A 17472-nucleotide genomic window follows, 5' to 3' on the forward strand; every position below is an offset into this window, starting at 1 on the left:
GTGACCGCCGCGGAAAGTGACCGCCGCAGAAGGCTCGGAGAAGGTGAGCGAGGCGCGCGCGGGCGCATAAAGTCGGGGCGTGACCACCGAAGAGAGAACGGATACCCGCGGCGTACGGCTGAGCGCCGGGGATGTCGAGCTGACCGTCGCCCCCGACAACGGCTGCCGCGTCGCCTCGCTGCGCATCGACGGTACGGAGCTGCTGCGGCAGGGCCCGAGGTTCGGATCGTTCCCGATGGTGCCCTGGTGCGGCCGGGTCGAGCTCGGGCGGTTCCGCACCGGCGGCCGTAGCCATCAGCTGCCCGTGAACGCGCCCCCGCACGCGATCCACGGCACCGGGCGGGAGGTCGCCTGGCGCACGATCAGCGCCGACACCACCGCCGCGGCCTTCGCCTACGACCTCGCCGACCCCTGGCCGTACAGCGGCCGGGTCAGCCAGACCTTCCAGCTGACCCCGGACTCGCTGACCACCACGATGAGCGTGGAGACCGAGGGCGACTCCTTCCCGGCGCAGGCGGGCTGGCACCCGTGGTTCCTGCGTGATCTCGGTGAAGAGGCTGCTGACGGCGCCGGCGGTGGCGAGGCGGAGATCTCCTTCCAGCCCGAGTGGCAGGAGGAGCGCGGCGAGAACCACCTGCCCACCGGCCGCCGGATCGAGCCCCGCCCCGGGCCCTGGGACGACTGCTTCGGCATGCCGGACGGCGTGGACGTCACGCTCACCTGGCCGGGGCGGCTGGAGCTGAAGGTCACCAGCCGCAGCGAGTGGGTCGTGGTCTACGACGAGCAGGCGGAGGCCGTCTGCGTGGAGCCGCAGTCCGGCCCGCCCAACGGTCTGAACACGCTGCCGCGCCTCGTCACCCCCATCGACCCGCTGGAGATGTCCATGACCTGGAGCTGGCGGCGGCTCGGGTAAAGCACTAGAGGGGCAGCGCCTAAGCTCATGTCCATGAGCGATGCGCGTGACGCCCTGCTACAGCAGATCAAGGACAAGGCCGTGGTCCACGGCAAGGTGACCCTCTCCTCCGGGCTGGAGGCCGACTACTACATCGACCTGCGCCGGATCACCCTGGACTCCGAGGCGGCGCCGCTGGTCGGCCAGGTCATGCTCGACACCACGGCCGACCTGGAGTACGACGCGGTGGGCGGGCTCACCCTCGGCGCCGACCCGGTGGCCACGTCCATGCTGCATATCGCCGCCGCGCGGGGCCGCAAGCTCGACGCCTTCGTCGTACGCAAGGCCCAGAAGACCCACGGTATGCAGCGGCGCATCGAGGGCCCGGACATCAAGGGCCGCCGGGTGCTGGTGGTCGAGGACACCTCCACCACCGGCGGGTCGCCGCTGACCGCCGTCGAGGCGGCGCGCGAGGCGGGTGCGGAGGTGGTCGCGGTGGCGACGATCGTCGAGCGCGGGGCCGCGCCGGCGATCGCGGAGGCAGGGCTGCGGTACGTACCGGCGTACTCGCTGGCCGACCTCGACCTGGGCTGAGTTGAACGGCGGTGGTGGTTTCACGTGAAACCACCACCCTCCGTCCGAGTCATCCCGCCGTGCGCCGTGTGGAGCAATCCGCAGAGTCTGGGAGGATGGCCACGACGGCGACGTCGCCCCCACATCCCTTAGGTCAGGGCCAAGAAACAACACCCCGCACATCACAAGGAGCGGACAGATGCCCATCGCATCCCCCGAGATCTACAACGAGATGCTCGACCGGGCGAAGGCAGGCAAGTTCGCCTACCCGGCGATCAACGTGACCTCCACGCAGACTCTGCACGCCGCGCTCCGCGGCTTCGCCGAGGCGGAGAGCGACGGCATCGTCCAGATCTCCACCGGTGGTGCGGAGTTCCTGGGCGGTCAGTACAGCAAGGACATGGTGTCCGGTGCGGTCGCCCTTGCCGAGTTCGCGCACGTCGTCGCCAAGAAGTACCCGGTCAATATCGCCCTGCACACCGACCACTGCCCCAAGGACAAGCTCGACGGGTATGTGCGCCCGCTGATCGCGATCTCCCAGGAGCGCGTCGCGGCCGGGCAGAACCCGCTCTTCCAGTCCCACATGTGGGACGGCTCCGCGGAGAAGCTCGACGAGAACCTTCGGATCGCGCAGGAGCTGCTGGCCGAGGCCGTCAAGGCCAAGATCATCCTTGAGGTCGAGATCACCCCGACCGGCGGCGAGGAAGACGGCGTCAGCCACGAGATCAACGACGAGCTGTACACCACCGTCTCCGACGCCGAGCGGACCGCCGAGGCGCTCGGCCTGGGCGAGAAGGGCCGCTACCTGCTGGCCGCCTCCTTCGGCAACGTCCACGGCGTCTACAAGCCCGGCAATGTCGTGCTGCGCCCCGAGCTGCTGCGCGAGCTGCAGGACGGCGTGGCGGCGAAGCACGGCAAGACCGACCCGTTCGACTTCGTCTTCCACGGCGGCTCCGGCTCCACGGAGGAGGAGATCCGTACCGCGCTGGAGAACGGCGTGGTGAAGATGAACCTCGACACCGACACGCAGTACGCCTTCACCCGCCCGATCGCGGACCACATGTTCCGCAACTACGACGGTGTGCTGAAGGTCGATGGCGAGGTCGGTGACAAGAAGACGTACGACCCGCGCAGCTGGGGCAAGCTGGCCGAGAAGGGCATGGCCGCCCGCGTCACCAAGGCCTGCGCGGACCTGCGCTCCACGGGCACCAAGCTGAAGTAACCCGCGCCGCGGTTTCTCGGCTTCTCCGGGCCCGGCACCCCACCGTGGGGTGCCGGGCCCGCTGGTTCCCCTTTGCTGGCTTTCCTCGTTGCCGAGGTGGCGGGGAGGGGTGGGGGCGGGGAGGATCCAGATATGGGTGACTCCGGGCCGGGGCCCGGCCCACGGCGTGAGCATCGCGCTCCGCCCGGCGCGCCGGCGGTGGTGGGAGGGGCCGGGGGCGCGGGCACGATGCGCGTGTCCTCGCCGGTCGGGCGCTGGGTCCTGCTGACCACCGTGCTCGGGTCGTCGATGGCGCTGCTCGACAGCACCGTCGTCAATGTCGCGCTGCCCCACATCGGCCTCGACCTGAACGCCGATCTCCCCGTCCTGCAGTGGACCATCAACGCCTACATGCTCACCCTCGCCGGACTGATCCTGCTGGGCGGTGCGCTGGGGGACCGGTTCGGGCGGCGGCGGGTCTTCGTCATCGGTGTGGTGTGGTTCTCCGTGGCCTCGCTGCTGTGCGGGCTGGCGCCCAACGCCGGATTGCTCATCGCCTCCCGCGCCCTTCAGGGCATCGGCGGGGCGCTGCTCACACCGGGGTCCCTGGCGCTGATCCAGGCCACCTTCCACCCCGACGACCGCGCGCGGGCGGTCGGCCTGTGGTCCGGATTCGGCGGGGTCGGGGCGGCGATCGGGCCGTTCGTCGGCGGCTGGCTGGTGGACGGACCCGGCTGGCGCTGGGTGTTCTTCCTCAATGTGCCGCTGGCGGCGGTGTGTGTGCCGGTCGCCCTGCGCCATGTGCCCGAGTCCCGCGATCCGCGCGCGCACGGGCGGTTCGACGTCCTGGGCTCCGCGCTGGGCGCGCTCGCGCTCGCCGGGGTGACGTACGCCCTGATCGCCGCGCCCGGCCAGGGCGTCTCGCCCGCCGTGATCGTCCCGGCCGTCCTGGGGGTGCTGCTGGGCGTGGCCTTCGTGTACGTGGAGCGGCGGCGGCCGGACCCGATGCTGCCGCTCGACATCTTCGCCTCCCACCAGTTCACCGCCGTCAACGCGGTGACCCTGTGTGTGTACGCGGCGTTCAGCGGCTTCTTCTTCCTGTCCGTGCTCCAGTTCCAGGTGGTCGTCGGCTACTCCGCGCTCGCCGCGGGCACCGCGCTGCTGCCGACCACCGTGCTGATGCTGCTGCTGTCCGCGCGCTCCGGCGAGCTGGGGCGGCGTATCGGGCCGCGTATCCCGCTGACCGTCGGCCCGCTGCTGGCTGCGGCCGGGATGCTGCTGATGACGCGGGTCGGGGTGGGGGCGGTCTACTGGCGCGATGTGCTGCCCGCGCTGCTGGTGCTGGGCCTGGGCATGGTGGCGTTGGTCGCTCCGCTCACCGCGACCGTGCTGGCGTCGGTGGAAGTCGAACGCGCGGGCCTGGCCAGCGGCATCAACAACGCGGCGGCGCGGGCGGCGGGCCTGATCGCGGTGGCGGCGCTGCCGCTGCTGGCCGGTATGGGGCCGGAGGCGTACCGCTCGGCGGCCCGGTTCTCGGAGACGTTCGGACGCGCGATGCCGATCTGTGCCGGGGTGCTGGTCGTGGGTGCCATCATCGCCTGGTGCACGGTGCGGTCCGATGTGCTGGAGCAGGCGCCCCCCGAGGCCGCCGCCCCGCCCGCCGGTGCGCCACCGGTGGAGAAGGCTGCGGAAGAGGCTGCGGGGGAAGCTGCGGAGGAGAAGGCTGCCGTGCCGCGGCGGCCGTGCCGCCCCGAGTGCGCGTACCACTGCGGCGTCGGCGCCCCGCCACTGGACCCCGGCAATCTGGGCAACCCCGGCGGCCCGGGCACCTGAGCGCGCCGGGCGAGCCCGGGCGGATCGGCCGGCCCCGCCCCGCCGCGCCCCGCCCCGCCCCGCCGCGCCCACCCCGCCGCGCCGCGCTGCGCGCGGCCCGGGCCGCTGACCCGCCGAGCGGGTGTTCCGGACGTGCCCCGCCCGGCCGCGGACCAGGCAGACTGGGGGTCATGGCCATTCATGAGAACCTGCTCGGGGGACCGCCCCCGACCCAGCTGCCCGATGACCCCGAGCCGCGTGAGCTGCTTGCCTCCGGTGCCGCTCCGACCGAGGTGGCGGCGAAGTATCCGGCCTCCTCCCTCGCCTGGGCGCAGCTCGCCGACGAGGCCTTCGAGGCCGGACGCGTGGTGGAGTCGTACGCGTACGCGCGTACCGGATACCACCGTGGGCTGGACGCGCTGCGGCGCAACGGCTGGAAGGGGCATGGGCCCGTGCCCTTCGAGCACGAGCCCAATCGCGGTTTTCTGCGTGCCCTGCATGCGCTGGCCCGCGCCGCCCAGGCGATCGGCGAGCAGGAGGAGTACGAGCGCTGCTCGACGTTCCTGCGGGAGAGCTCCCCGACGGCGGCGGACACCCTCTCCTGACGTCCGTCCCGCTGCTTGGGCCCGTCTCTGCTGAGAGGCGGGCCGCTTCCCCTGTCAGGCCCTCCTCTGGCCGACAGCGCACTTGCGGATGAGTGCGCATGACACGCATGATGCGCTCGGGGCCCGCCCAGGGCGGGTCCCGAGGGGACCGGGGCTCCGATGCCGAGTACGAAGGGGCGGACCGCTACCCGGTAGCAGCATTCTCAGGAGACGGCGATGTCGCATCAGCCTGCCCCGCACGAAGCCGAGCCGGATACCCCGAATCTCGACTTCCAAGGCACGACCCCATACGAGGACTACGTCCAGGCGTCCGTGCTCACCCACCTCCAGCACCCGCTCTCCGACGACCCCGGAGAGATGGTTTTCCTGGTCACCACCCAGGTCATGGAGCTGTGGTTCACCGTGATCGTCCACGAGTGGCACACCGCAGCGCAGGCGCTGCGCGAGGACGATCTGCCCACCGCGCTGGCCGCGCTCAAGCGCTCCACGTACGAGCTCGAATCGCTCAACGCGTCGTGGAAGCCGCTCGCGCATCTCACGCCCGGCCAGTTCAACTCCTACCGCTCCGCGCTCGGCGAGGGCTCCGGCTTCCAGTCCGCGATGTACCGGCGGATGGAGTTTCTGCTCGGTGAGAAGTCCGCGTCGATGCTCGTCCCGCACCGGGGTGCGCCGCGCGTGCACGCGGAGCTGGAGAAGGCCCTGACCGAGCCCAGCCTGTACGACGAGGTGCTGGGCTATCTGGCCCGCCAGGGCTTCGCGGTCCCCGACTCCGTGCTGGACCGCGATCCCACGCGGCGGTACGAGCCGGACGGCGCGGTCGAGCGGGTGTGGCAGGAGATCTACTCCGGCCCGGACGACACCGCGCCGGCCCGCCTGGGCGAGGCGCTGACCGAGGTCGCCGAGCTGGTGTGGCGCTGGCGCAACGACCATCTCGTCGCGACCCGGCGGGCCATGGGGGCCAAGGCCGGTACGGGGGGCTCGGCGGGGGTCGCCTGGCTGGAGAAGCGGGCGGCGAAGAACGTCTTCCCCGAGCTGTGGACGGCTCGCAGCCATGTCTGACCTGTCTGAGCAGCACACGTCCGCCGCGTCCGCCGCGTCCGCCGCGTCGGCCCGGCCGCTGGCCGAGGAGGCGGCGAAGCTGGACGCCGCCGACGAGCTCCACGCCAAGCGCGCCGACTTCGTCCTCGACGACACGATCTACCTCGACGGCAACTCGCTCGGCGCCCTGCCGGCCGCCGTCCCCGCCCGGCTGGCCGACGTCGTGGCCCGCGAGTGGGGGGAGCTGCGCATTCGCTCCTGGGAGGAGAGCGGCTGGTGGACCGCGCCGGAGCGGATCGGCGACCGCATCGGGCGGATCGTCGGCGCCGCGCCCGGGCAGGTGGTGGTCGGCGATTCGACCAGCGTCAATGTCTTCAAGGCCCTCGTCGGCGGAGTACGGATCGTCCAGGGGCGAGATGCGGCCCGGGACGAAATTCTCGTCGACGAGTCCACCTTTCCCACTGACGGCTATATCGCCGAGTCCGCCGCCCGGCTGACCGGCTGCACCCTGCGGCCCGTACCCGCCCCCGAGATGGCCGCCGCCGTCGGCCCGCGCACCGCCGTCGCGCTCGTCAACCACGTCGACTACCGCACCGGCCGCCTTCACGACCTGCCCGGCACCACGGCGGCCGGGCACGCCGCGGGTGCCCTCGTCGTCTGGGATCTGTGCCACAGCGCGGGCGCGCTGCCGGTCGGGCTCGATGCGCACGGGGTCGACCTCGCGGTCGGCTGTACGTACAAGTACCTCAACGGCGGACCCGGTTCGCCCGCCTATCTGTACGTCGCGCACGAACACCAGCCCCGCTTCGACTCCCCGCTGCCCGGCTGGAACTCCCACGCCGACCCGTTCGGCATGGCGCCCGCGTACACCCCGGCCGACGGCGCCGTCCGCGGCCGGGTCGGCACCCCCGACATCCTGTCCATGCTCGCGCTGGAGGCCGCGCTGGACGTCTGGGACGGCGTCTCGACGGCCGCCGTACGGGCCAAGAGCCTCGCCCTGACGGACTTCTTCCTGCGCTGTGTGGACACCTACGTCCCGGTGGGGCGCGTCGAGTCCGTCACCCCCGCCGCGCATGAGCGGCGCGGCAGCCAGATCGCGCTGCGCTGCGCCGATGCGGGTGAGGTGATGGCCGAGCTCATCCGCCGCGGCGTCGTGGGCGACTTCCGCCGTCCCGATGTGCTGCGCTTCGGCTTCACCCCGCTCTACACGGGCTTCGCCGACACGGAGCGCGCGGCGCGCGTGCTGGCCGCGGTGCTGGCGGGCGAGCCGGGTGCGCCGGGCGAGCCGGGGGAGGTGGCCTAGCCGTGCCGCGCCGCCGCGCCTGGTCATGCGTGGGGCATCACCCCGTCTGGCCCGACGCACCGATGACCGGCCAGGCCGGCCAGGCCGACCTGGCCGACCAGACCGGCCCGACGGCGTCCGCCGAGGCCGAGGAGGCGTCCCTCTTCGGCCTCGCGCCCGTGTCCCCTGACCGCGTCGCGGCGTACGGCGACCACCGCGACCAGATGGTCGACTTCTATCTGCCCGAGGCGGAGGCGGAGGCGGGCGCGGCGGCGCTGCCCGCCCCGCTGGTGCTGCTGTTCCACGGCGGCGCCTGGCGCGCCCCGTACGACCGGCGTCATATCTCGCCGTTCGCCGCGTATCTGGCGGGGCGCGGGTTCGTGGTGGCGTCGGTGGAGTACCGCCGGGGCGGCCCGCACAGGGGAGACGGCTCCCCGCCGCGGGCCGGGCGGTGGCCGGAGACGCTGGACGACATCGCGGCCGCCGTGGACACCGTGCCCGGGCTCGCGCGGGGTCTTGCGCTGCCCGTGGACCCTGCGCGCGTGGTGCTCGTGGGGCACTCGGCGGGCGGGCATGCCGCGCTGTGGGCGGCGGCCCGCCATGTCCTGCCGCCGGACTGCCCCTGGTATCTCCCCTCGCCTCCCCCCGTGTGCGGCGTGGTCGCCCTCGCCCCCATCGCGGACTTCGCCACCGCCCGCGAGCTGCGGGTGTGCTCGGACGCCGTCAGCCAGTTCCTCGACCTCGACATCCCCGGCAACCAGGCCCACCACGAGGACCGGCTGCCGCTCGCCGATCCCGCCGCGCTGCTCCCCACCGCCGTCCCCACCGCCATCGTGCAGGGCGCCACCGACATCGACGTCCCGCCGCAGGTGGCGTACGCGTTCACGGAGACCGCGCGGCGCGCCGGACAGCCGGTCCGGGCGGTGCGCCTCGCCTCCACCGGGCACTTCCCGCTGATCGACCCCACGGCTGCCGCCGTACGCACGGTCGCCGACGAGATCGCCCACGTCGCCCGTAACACCCGTAACACCCGCCGCTGAGGCGATGGGAAAAGGAAGTAGCGTCCCCGGCATGAGCAGCAGCGCAGCCCCCGCCCCCGTCTTCGATCCCTGGCAGCCCTCCTTCGTCGCCGACCCCTACCCGGCGTACGCGGCGCTGCGCGAGCGTGGCCGCGCGCACTATTACGCCCGCTCCCGGCAGTGGCTGATCCCGCGCCACGAGGACGTCCGGGCCCTGCTGCGGGACCGCCGCCTCGGCCGTACCTATCTGCACCGTTTCAGCCATGAGGAGTTCGGCCGCACCGCCCCGCCGCCCGAGCACGAGCCGTTCCATACGCTCAACGACCACGGGATGCTGGACCTGGAGCCGCCGGACCACACCCGGCTGCGCCGTCTGGTGTCCAAGGCGTTCACGCCGCGTACGGTCGAGCGGTTGGCGCCGGTCGTCGAGCGGCTGGCGGACGAGCTGGCGGAGGCGTTCGTCGCCGAGGGTGGTGGCGATCTTGTCGCGGCGGTAGCCGAGCCCCTGCCGGTGGCCGTCATCGCCGAGATGCTGGGCATTCCGCCGGAGGATCGTTCGGCGCTACGCCCCTGGTCGGCGGATATCTGCGGGATGTTCGAGCTGAACCCGAGCGACGAGGCCGCGCGGCGCGCGGTCCGTGCCTCCGTCGAGTTCTCGGCGTATCTGCGTGAGCTGATCGCCGCTCGCCGCCGGGCCCCGGGGGAGGATCTGATCAGCGGGCTCGTCGCGGCGTACGACGAGGGGGACCGGCTCACCGAGCAGGAGATGATCTCCACCTGTGTGCTGCTGCTGAACGCCGGTCACGAGGCCACGGTCAACTCCACGGGCAACGCCTGGCTGGCCCTCTTCCGCCACCCCGATCAGCTCGCGCTGCTGCGGTCCGACCCCGATGCGCTGCTGCCCACCGCCGTCGACGAGCTGCTGCGCTACGACACGCCGCTCCAGCTGTTCGAGCGGTGGGTGCTGGACGATATCGAGGTCGGCGGGACGGTCATCCCGCGCGGCAGTGAGGTCGCGCTGCTCTTCGGTTCGGCCAACCGGGACCCGGAGCGCTTCCCCGCCCCCGACCGGCTGGACCTGTCCCGTACGGACAACGCCCACTTCAGCTTCGGCGGCGGTATCCACTACTGCCTGGGCGCGCCCTTGGCCCGCCTCGAACTGGCCGCGTCCTTCGGTGCGTTGCTGCGGCGGGCGCCGGGGCTGCGGCCGGTCGCGGAGCCGCGGTGGAATCCCGGGTTTGTCATCCGGGGGCTCCGGGAGCTGCTGGTCGAGGTCTGAACCCGCGAACGGCAGAACCCGCGAACGGCAGAACCCCCGTCGTCGTCCACAGCCTGTGGACGACGACGGGGGTTCTGCCATTCAGGGACCGGTCAGTTGGTCATGTCGCGGCGCCGCAGCCCCCACAGCCCCGCGGCCGTCAGCACGGCCGACCCCAGGATCAGCCATACGAAGGGCGCCGCCGAGACGCTTTCGCCCGGGAGCTTCGGCAGATGGCTGAAGGGGGAGATGTTCAGGACGCCCTGGGGCGCGTCGAGCGCCGGGCCGAGCCAGCCGATGGCGACGACCACTCCGACCACGGCCCAGCCGAGGGACGTGGTGTACGAGGGCAGCAGGCCGAAGAGCAGGACCACGACGCTGGTGACGAGCCACACCGCCGGGATCTGGGCGAGGTAGGCGCCCAGGACGCGCGGCAGTTCACCGCCCAGGTCGTCGGCCCCGACTCCGTAGACGATGGCCGCCCCGAGGCCGCCGGCGGCGAGGATGACGACCGGGCCGAGGTAGGCGAAGACGAGGTGGCTCATGGCCCAGTGCAGTCGGCTGACGGCGTTGGCCAGCAGCGGTTCCGCGCGCTGGTCGGTCTCCTCCGCGCGCAGCCGCAGCACGGCGGTGGCCGTGTGGACCGTGACGATCACGCCGATGACGCCGATCATGGCGGCGAGGAAGGCGTCGTCGATGTTCTGCGCCCCGCCCATCCGCTCGATGATCTCGCGGTTCTTGTCGCTGTCCCCGACGACGTCGCCGGCGCCGTTGGCGACGCCGGCGAGCATGGCGGCGGAGAGGGCGACGCCGATGACCCAGCCCAGCAGGGTGCCGCGCTGGAGGCGCCAGGCCAGGCCGTACGCGCCCGTCAGAGAGTTACCGGCAGTCGCGGGGCCGGGGCGCGATGCGAAGAAGCTGGCACCGACGTCACGGCGCCCCGTGAGGGCGTAGGCGACGGCGAACGAGGCGGCCGCGAGGACGGCCAGCAGCAGCAGCGTCCACCACCGCTCCTGTGCGTAGGGCCGTGTGTTCTCCGCCCAGCCGATGGGCGAGAGCCACACCAGCACATGGCTGGAGCCCTCCGAGGCGTCCTTGGCCGCGTCGCCCGCCATGCGCAGCAGATACGCGACGCCGACCGCGGCGGCGGCCAGGCCCCTGGCCAGCCGCGCGTTCTCGGTGATCTGGGCGGCGACGGCGGCCAGACCGCCGAAGACCATGCCCGTGAGGCCGATGGACAGGCCCAGGGCGAGCGCGCCGCCGCTTCCCTCTCCCGCGAGGGTGGCCACCACCAGCAGGGTGATGGCGGCGTTGGCGATGGCGACGGTGAGCAGGGCGGCGGTGAGGCCGGCGCGGCGGCCGACCATGCCGGCGGACAGCGCTTCCTGGCGCCCCGTCTCCTCTTCCTCACGGGTGTGCCGGATCACGATGAGCACGCTCATGATCCCGGCGAAGGCCATGAGGAAGGTGCTCACCCGCCAGGCGGTGAGGGCGCCGTACGAGTCGCCGAACGCGACCCCGAGCATGGACCGCATGGCGCCGTTGCCGTTCATGTCCTCGGCGACCTTGGCCCGGTCGGCGGCCGTCTCGTACGAGCTCTTCATCCGGCTGAGGGTGCTGCTGCCGGTCATGCCGAGGGCCAGCACCCACACCGCGATCATGATCCGGTCGCGGCGCAGCGCGAGCCGCAGCAGCGTGCCGGTGCCGGCCAGGTCGCGGGAGCCGGTGCGCTCGGGCGCCGAGACGCGGGTGTCGGCTACGGCGGTCATCGGGCGACCGCCTCTGCCTCGTCGTGGAGGTCGTCCTGGTAGTGGCGCAGGAAGAGCTCTTCCAGGGTGGGCGGGGTGCTGATGAGGCTGCGCACGCCCGACTCGCCGAGCTGCCGCAGCACGGCGTCCAGCTTGTCGGTTTCGACCTGGAGCTTGACGCGCTTGCCCTGGACGTCGAGGTCGTGGATGCCGGGGAGGGCGGAAAGACCGTTGGGCGGGCCGGACAGTTCGGCGGTGACGGAGGTGCGGGTGAGGTGGCGGAGCTCGGCGAGCGAGCCGGTCTCGACGGTGCGGCCCTTGCGGATGATGCTGACCCGGTCGCAGAGCGCCTCGACCTCGCTGAGGATATGGCTCGACAGCAGCACCGTACGGCCCCGCTCCCGCTCCTCGATCACACAGTCCCGGAAGACCTCCTCCATGAGGGGGTCGAGCCCGGAGGTGGGCTCGTCCAGGATCAGCAGGTCGACGTCCGAGGCGAAGGCCGCGACCAGCGCGACCTTCTGCCGGTTGCCTTTGGAGTAGGTGCGTCCCTTCTTGGTGGGGTCGAGCTCGAACCGCTCCAGCAGCTCCGTGCGCCGGTCGTGGTCGAGGCCGCCGCGCAGCCGCCCGTACAGGTCGATGACCTCGCCGCCGCTGAGGTTGCGCCACAGGGTGACGTCGCCGGGCACGTAGGCGATGCGGCGGTGCAGCTCGACCGCGTCGTGCCAGGGGTCCTTGCCCAGGAGCTGGACCGCTCCGCTGTCCGCCCGCAGGAGGCCGAGCAGGACGCGGATGGTGGTGGACTTGCCGGCCCCGTTGGGCCCGAGGAAGCCGTGGACTTCGCCTGTCTCGACCTCCAAGTCGAGGCCGTCCAGCGCATGCGTGCGGCCAAATGACTTGTGGAGGCCGGAGGTGGAGATTGCCGTTGTCATGCTTCTGAAGCTACGCTAGTTTCACAAAATTGTGAAGTTAGCGAAGTGTATAAACTGATATTGAACGAGTGAACGAGTGAGCGAAGGGAGATGAGGCGGCGGTGACGGAGGTGACGCGGCAGGAGAGCGCGCGCGACGGCGAGGGCGAGGACTTCGAGCGCGACGAGGAGGCGGTGTCGCAGTTTGTTGAGCGGTTCGCCGCGGACATGACCGAGGCCGGGATGCAGCGGATGGGCGCCCGGGTCTTCGCCGCCCTTCTCGCCTCCGACTCCGGCAAGCTCAACGCCGCCGAGATCGCCGAGATGCTGCGGATCAGCCCGGCCGCGGTCTCGGGCGCCGTCCGCTACCTCGCCCAGGTGAACCTGATCACCCGCGAGCGCGAGCCGGGCTCGCGGCGCGACCAGTACCGCCTCTACAACGAGGTCTGGTACGAGGCCGTGTCCAACCGCGACCAGATCCTCACCCGCTGGCACCACACGATGCAGGACGGTGCGAAGATCCTCGGCCCGCACACCCCGGCGGGGGCGCGGGCGATCAGGACCGCGGAGTTCTACGAGTTCATGCAGCAGGAGCTGCTCGACATGCTGGCGCGCTGGCGGGCCCACTTGGAGAACACCCGCCATGAGGCGCCCCGCGTGGGAGATCAGAAGACGGGCTAACTCTCCCGGCATCCGCTCACTCCCCCCGGGGGACCATCAGGCGCCAGGCCTCGGTGAGGACCGTCCAGGTGCGGGTGCGCACCGGGCCACGGGTCAGGGTGTCCGCGTGGTAGCGGAAGTCCGGGCCCGAGACGGTGACCGCCCGCGCCCGCGCGCGGACCGGGCCGGACCCGGCACACGGGTGCACCACGACATCGGCCAGGCCGCCGCGGCCCGCCACGGACGTGGACACCGAGACCCGTTCGACCGGCCGGTCCAGATCGGCCAGCAGCATCCCGTCCGCCTCCACCCGCAGCCGCTGCGCGGGCGGCCGGGTCCGCCGCCGGGAGCCGCCCAGGCCGCCGCCCGGCAGCGACAGCAGCGTCAGCGCGGTGCGCGCGGTACGGGCCGCGGGGGTCCACCACGGCTGATGGCCGCCGTCGTACCCGTCCGTACCGCCGCCCGCGCCGCTGCCCGCCCCGCTTCCCTCCCCGTCCCCGTCTCCGTCTCCGTCCCTGCTCCCGTCCTCGTCCGCGCCCCTGCTCGCGTCCCCAGCCCCGCTGACGTCCCCGTCCCCGCTGCCCGGCTGCTCCCCGCCGAAGATCCGCAAGCCTCCGAGGACCACCCCGCCGCTCTCGTCGACCAGCAGGTCACGCCGGTGCGCGGTGCCGTCGAGCGCCGTACGCGCCGCGCTCACCGCGTCCGTGGGCAGGCCCAAGGCGCGGGCCAGGGCCACCGTGGCCGAGCCGCCCACCGGCACCACCGACAGCGCCGCGTCCGCCAGCTCCCGCTTGCGGTGCAGCAACTCCACGGTGCGCAGCAGGGCCCGGTGGTCACCGACCACGACGGGCCGGCGGCTGCCACGGCGGGCGAGCGCCCGCTCGACCTCGTCGGGCCCCTCCGGCAGGCAGATTTTCGCAGGCGCGCCCGCACACAGCACATCTTTCGCGATCCGCACCGACTCCCCGTCGGTTCGACGGGCGGTGGGGTCGATGAGCACAAGCAGGGGGCGCCCCCGGACGGCGTCCGGGGAAACCTGCCAGGGATCTGGAGCCGACACCTCGGTCCTTCCTCAGGTAATCTCTCGGTGCAAGAGCCCCTGTCGCTGTTGCGCCAGGGGCTTCGTCTATCCGGGGCACCGGTTCGACGGCTCTTGTGGTGGCACAAGCCACCGCGCACGTTGGACATGCCCCGCCCGGAAGGGGTGTACGCCTGTGCCCGCACTTGTGCTGCTCGGTGCTCAGTGGGGTGATGAAGGCAAGGGAAAGGCCACCGACCTGCTCGGTGGCTCGGTGGATTATGTGGTGCGCTACCAGGGCGGCAACAACGCCGGCCACACGGTCGTCGTCGGCGACCAGAAGTACGCGCTCCACCTCCTCCCTTCCGGAATCCTCTCCCCGGGATGCACCCCGGTCATCGGCAACGGCGTCGTCGTGGACCCGGCGGTCCTGCTCTCCGAGCTGAGCGGGCTGAACGCGCGCGGCATCGACACGTCCAAGCTGCTGATCAGCGGTAACGCGCATCTGATCACTCCGTATCACACCACCCTCGACAAGGTGACCGAACGCTTCCTCGGAAAGCGCAAGATCGGCACCACCGGTCGGGGCATCGGCCCGGCGTACGCCGACAAGATCAACCGTGTCGGCATACGGGTGCAGGACATCTTCGACGAGTCGATCCTGCGGCAGAAGGTCGAGGCGGCCCTCGACTTCAAGAACCAGGTCCTCGCCAAGCTCTACAACCGGCGCGCCATCGCCGTCGAGCAGGTCGTCGAGGAGCTGCTGGGCTATGCCGACCAGCTCAGCGGCTTTGTCGCGGACACCACGCTGCTCCTGAACAACGCCATCGACGACGGCAAGGTCGTCCTCTTCGAGGGCGGCCAGGGCACGCTGCTCGACGTCGACCACGGCACGTATCCCTTCGTCACCTCCTCGAACCCCACCGCGGGCGGTGCCTGTACGGGGACCGGGGTCGGCCCGACGAAGATCAACCGCGTGATCGGGATCCTCAAGGCCTACACCACGCGCGTGGGCGCGGGCCCCTTCCCGACCGAGCTCCTCGACGAGGACGGCGAGAAGCTGCGCACCATCGGCGGTGAGCGGGGCGTGACGACCGGCCGCGACCGGCGCTGCGGCTGGTTCGACGCGGTCATCGCGCGCTATGCGACCCGGGTCAACGGCCTGACCGACTTCTTCCTCACCAAGCTGGACGTGCTGACCGGCTGGGAGCGGATTCCGGTGTGCGTCGCGTACGAGATCGACGGCAAGCGGGTCGACGAGCTGCCGTACAGCCAGACCGACTTCCACCACGCGAAGCCGATCTACGAGACGCTGCCGGGGTGGTCGGAGGACATCACCCAGGCCAAGTCCTTCGACCAGCTGCCGAAGAACGCGCAGAAGTACGTATCGGCGCTGGAGGAGATGTCGGGCGCGCCCATCTCGGCGATCGGTGTCGGACCGGGCCGCGACGAGACGATCCAGATCAACTCGTTCCTGTGATGAGCCGCTGAGGTGCGGCCTTGAGCCTGTGAGCCACGGCAAGCCTGTGAGCCACGGCCGCACCTCAGGGGCCACGGCCCGAAGGGCCTCCTGGCGCATGACGGGCCCGAAGGGCCTTCCTAGCGCATGACGGGAGGCCCGAAGGCCGCCCCTTCCGGCTGCCACTGCTGGGGCTGCTGCATCTTGGTGATACGGGCCACCACGACCATCGCGAGCACGGACGCGGGGATCGAGACCAGATCGTCGAAGATGGCCAGGCCGGCGACGACCTGGTTGTCCTCGGGCGACCGGGCCAGGGCCTCCGCCAGCGTCGAGACGGCGACGATGACGAACATCGCCACGTACAGCACCCACCACCAGTTCAGCACCGCGCGGGAGGCGGGCCGGGTGCCCGGGGCGGTGCTGGAGGTCCAGATGTCGTTGGCCATCTGCTTGGGCATCCACAGCTGGGCGACCGGGATGAACCACGAGCCGATCGCCATGCCGCTGTCGTAGCGCTGGCGGCCGGGCGCGAGGAAGGTGGCGTTCAGGTACACGCGCCGGAACCACACCGGGAACGTCACGACGAGCACGATCGCCAGCACCCCGGTGAAGACCTCGAAGATCTCCAAGGAGTTCTTGGCGTCGTTGATCGCCCCCTTGGCATCGTTGCCGGCCAGGTAGTCGTCGTACGCGCCGAACAGCGTGCCGCTCAGGCCCAGATGGGCGACGGACAGCAGCGCGAAGGCGCCGAGCAGCCATCTCAGGGCGGAGCCCAGGCCCCGCGAGGTCCGCAGGCTCCGGGCGGGCGGGGAGGAGATGGGGCCCGGAAAGTGGTGGTGGGCGGCGCCCGGCCAGGGCTGCCCGGCTCCGCCGGCCATCGGATATCCCGGCTGGGCGGCGGAAGCGGGGTAGCCGGCCGCACCGGGTGTGGCTGGGGTCGCGTAGCCGCTCGGCGTGCCGGGCGTCGCCGGGCCGGGCGCAGCGGCCCCCACGGCCCCGATCGGCCCGGTGGTCCGCAGCGTGGCGGTGTCGGAGTCCGTAGCTGACTCGGCTGAGTCGTCTGAGTCTGCTTCCATCTCGAGCAGCTGGAGCGCGTCCCGCCCGAGTTTGGCGAGCAGTTCGCCCGGCAGCCAGGTGCCCGCTGTGGCCGGGTCGGCCTCCGGGGCCGTACGCGCCACCACGTCCTCGACCGAGAGCCGGACGGCCGGGTCCTTGTGCAGACAGCCGGTGACCAGCTCGCGCAGCCCCTCCGGCAGGCCCGCGAGGTCGGGCTCCTCCTGGGCTATCCGGTACAGCAGGGCGTGCACCCCGCTGGTCACATTGCCGAACGGCTGCCGGCCGGTGGCCGCGAACGCCAGCACCGACCCGAGGCAGAAGACATCGCTCGCGGTCGTCACGGTCTCGCCGCGCACCTGCTCGGGCGACATGAAGCCGGGCGAGCCGACGACCCCGCCCGCCACCGTCAGATTGGTGCCCACACCGGCGATGGTCTCCAGCGCCCGCGCGATGCCGAAGTCGATGACGCGCGGCCCGTCGATGGTGATCAGGATGTTGGAGGGCTTGAGATCGCGGTGGATCAGCCCCGCGCCGTGGATATCGCGGAGCGCGAGGGCCAGTCCGTGCGCGAGGGTCCGTACGGAGTGCTCGGGCAGCGCCCCGAACTGCTCGGCGACGACGTCGTGCAGGGAGGGGCCGCCGATATAGCCGGTGGCCACCCAGGGCACCTCGGCCTCGGTGTCGGCGTCCAGGACGGGGGCGGTCCACTGTCCGCCGACCCGTCTGGCGGCCGCGACCTCACGCTTGAAGCGGCTGCGGAAGTCGGCGTGGCGGGCGAGTTCGGCCTTCACCAGCTTCACGGCGACCGTGCGACCGCGGGCGGAACGGGCCAGGTAGACCCTGCCCATTCCGCCCTCGCCCAGCCTGCCGAGCAGCCGGTACTCGCCTATCCACCGCGGGTCCTGGGCCCCGAGGTTCTCCATTGCCGTGCGGCTCCT

The 17472-nt window shown here is 71.9% G+C and carries 15 protein-coding genes; 11 read left to right on the forward strand and 4 right to left on the reverse strand.

The genetic code is table 11. The annotated features are described in order from the left end of the window. Window positions 1-79: 79 nt before the first annotated feature. The 9 genes from ACH4U7_RS44490 to ACH4U7_RS44530 all read left to right on the forward strand — a co-directional run bounded on the left by ACH4U7_RS44490 (window position 80) and on the right by ACH4U7_RS44530 (window position 9701). Complete coding sequence (locus ACH4U7_RS44490; protein ID WP_398533477.1) at window positions 80-913, forward strand: aldose 1-epimerase; 834 nt, start codon at window positions 80-82, stop codon at window positions 911-913. 27 nt (window positions 914-940) lie between these two features. Continuing rightward, entirely contained in the window at window positions 941-1486 is a 546-nt protein-coding gene (gene pyrE, locus ACH4U7_RS44495) for an orotate phosphoribosyltransferase (protein WP_014178258.1), read from the forward strand. Between the two features lie 178 nt (window positions 1487-1664). Further along, on the forward strand, window positions 1665-2687 hold the full coding sequence (gene fbaA, locus ACH4U7_RS44500; protein ID WP_398533478.1) for a class II fructose-bisphosphate aldolase: 1023 nt from the start codon (window positions 1665-1667) through the stop codon (window positions 2685-2687). 228 nt (window positions 2688-2915) lie between these two features. Beyond that, window positions 2916-4499 carry an MFS transporter gene (locus ACH4U7_RS44505; RefSeq protein ID WP_398533577.1) on the forward strand — a complete coding sequence of 528 codons (1584 nt, stop codon included), beginning with the start codon at window positions 2916-2918 and terminating at the stop codon, window positions 4497-4499. A 170-nt stretch (window positions 4500-4669) separates the two neighbouring features. Beyond that, entirely contained in the window at window positions 4670-5083 is a 414-nt protein-coding gene (locus ACH4U7_RS44510; RefSeq protein WP_089504690.1) for a DUF3151 domain-containing protein, read from the forward strand. 216 nt (window positions 5084-5299) lie between these two features. Next, window positions 5300-6142 carry a tryptophan 2,3-dioxygenase family protein gene (locus tag ACH4U7_RS44515; RefSeq protein ID WP_398533479.1) on the forward strand — a complete coding sequence of 281 codons (843 nt, stop codon included), beginning with the start codon at window positions 5300-5302 and terminating at the stop codon, window positions 6140-6142. Continuing rightward, a complete protein-coding gene (kynU, locus tag ACH4U7_RS44520) occupies window positions 6135-7424 on the forward strand; it encodes a kynureninase (RefSeq protein ID WP_398533480.1) in 1290 nt (429 codons plus the stop codon). Before ACH4U7_RS44515 ends, kynU begins: the two co-directional genes overlap by 8 nt. A gap of 62 nt (window positions 7425-7486) precedes the next feature. After that, window positions 7487-8443 (forward strand): alpha/beta hydrolase family protein, encoded by a 957-nt coding sequence (locus tag ACH4U7_RS44525; protein WP_398533481.1) that lies wholly within the window; start codon window positions 7487-7489, stop codon window positions 8441-8443. Between the two features lie 31 nt (window positions 8444-8474). Further along, window positions 8475-9701 (forward strand): cytochrome P450, encoded by a 1227-nt coding sequence (locus tag ACH4U7_RS44530; protein WP_398533482.1) that lies wholly within the window; start codon window positions 8475-8477, stop codon window positions 9699-9701. Window positions 9702-9793: 92 nt separating this feature from the next. On the opposite strand, the gene ACH4U7_RS44535 is transcribed toward ACH4U7_RS44530, so the two are convergent. Together ACH4U7_RS44535 and ACH4U7_RS44540 are read right to left on the reverse strand one after the other, a co-directional pair. Next, a complete protein-coding gene (locus tag ACH4U7_RS44535) occupies window positions 9794-11449 on the reverse strand; it encodes an ABC transporter permease (RefSeq protein ID WP_398533483.1) in 1656 nt (551 codons plus the stop codon). Next, on the reverse strand, window positions 11446-12360 hold the full coding sequence (locus ACH4U7_RS44540; RefSeq protein WP_398533484.1) for an ATP-binding cassette domain-containing protein: 915 nt from the start codon (window positions 12358-12360) through the stop codon (window positions 11446-11448). The genes ACH4U7_RS44535 and ACH4U7_RS44540 overlap by 4 nt, the downstream gene beginning before the upstream one ends. 101 nt (window positions 12361-12461) lie before the next feature. Here ACH4U7_RS44540 and ACH4U7_RS44545 point away from each other — a divergent pair, with 101 nt between their 5' ends. Continuing rightward, window positions 12462-13019, forward strand: a complete 558-nt coding sequence (locus ACH4U7_RS44545) for a GbsR/MarR family transcriptional regulator (RefSeq protein ID WP_398533485.1) — start codon at window positions 12462-12464, stop codon at window positions 13017-13019. Window positions 13020-13035: 16 nt separating this feature from the next. On the opposite strand, the gene ACH4U7_RS44550 is transcribed toward ACH4U7_RS44545, so the two are convergent. Next, on the reverse strand, window positions 13036-14058 hold the full coding sequence (locus ACH4U7_RS44550) for a hypothetical protein (protein ID WP_398533486.1): 1023 nt from the start codon (window positions 14056-14058) through the stop codon (window positions 13036-13038). Between the two features lie 154 nt (window positions 14059-14212). Here ACH4U7_RS44550 and ACH4U7_RS44555 point away from each other — a divergent pair, with 154 nt between their 5' ends. Beyond that, window positions 14213-15496, forward strand: coding sequence for an adenylosuccinate synthase (locus tag ACH4U7_RS44555; protein ID WP_398533487.1), 1284 nt, complete (start codon window positions 14213-14215; stop codon window positions 15494-15496). Between the two features lie 119 nt (window positions 15497-15615). On the opposite strand, the gene ACH4U7_RS44560 is transcribed toward ACH4U7_RS44555, so the two are convergent. Next, window positions 15616-17457 (reverse strand): DUF4328 domain-containing protein, encoded by a 1842-nt coding sequence (locus tag ACH4U7_RS44560; protein WP_398533488.1) that lies wholly within the window; start codon window positions 17455-17457, stop codon window positions 15616-15618. Between the last annotated feature and the right edge of the window lie 15 nt (window positions 17458-17472).

This window comes from Streptomyces sp. NPDC020845 (assembly GCF_044334165.1).
GTDB lineage: Bacteria > Actinomycetota > Actinomycetes > Streptomycetales > Streptomycetaceae > Streptomyces.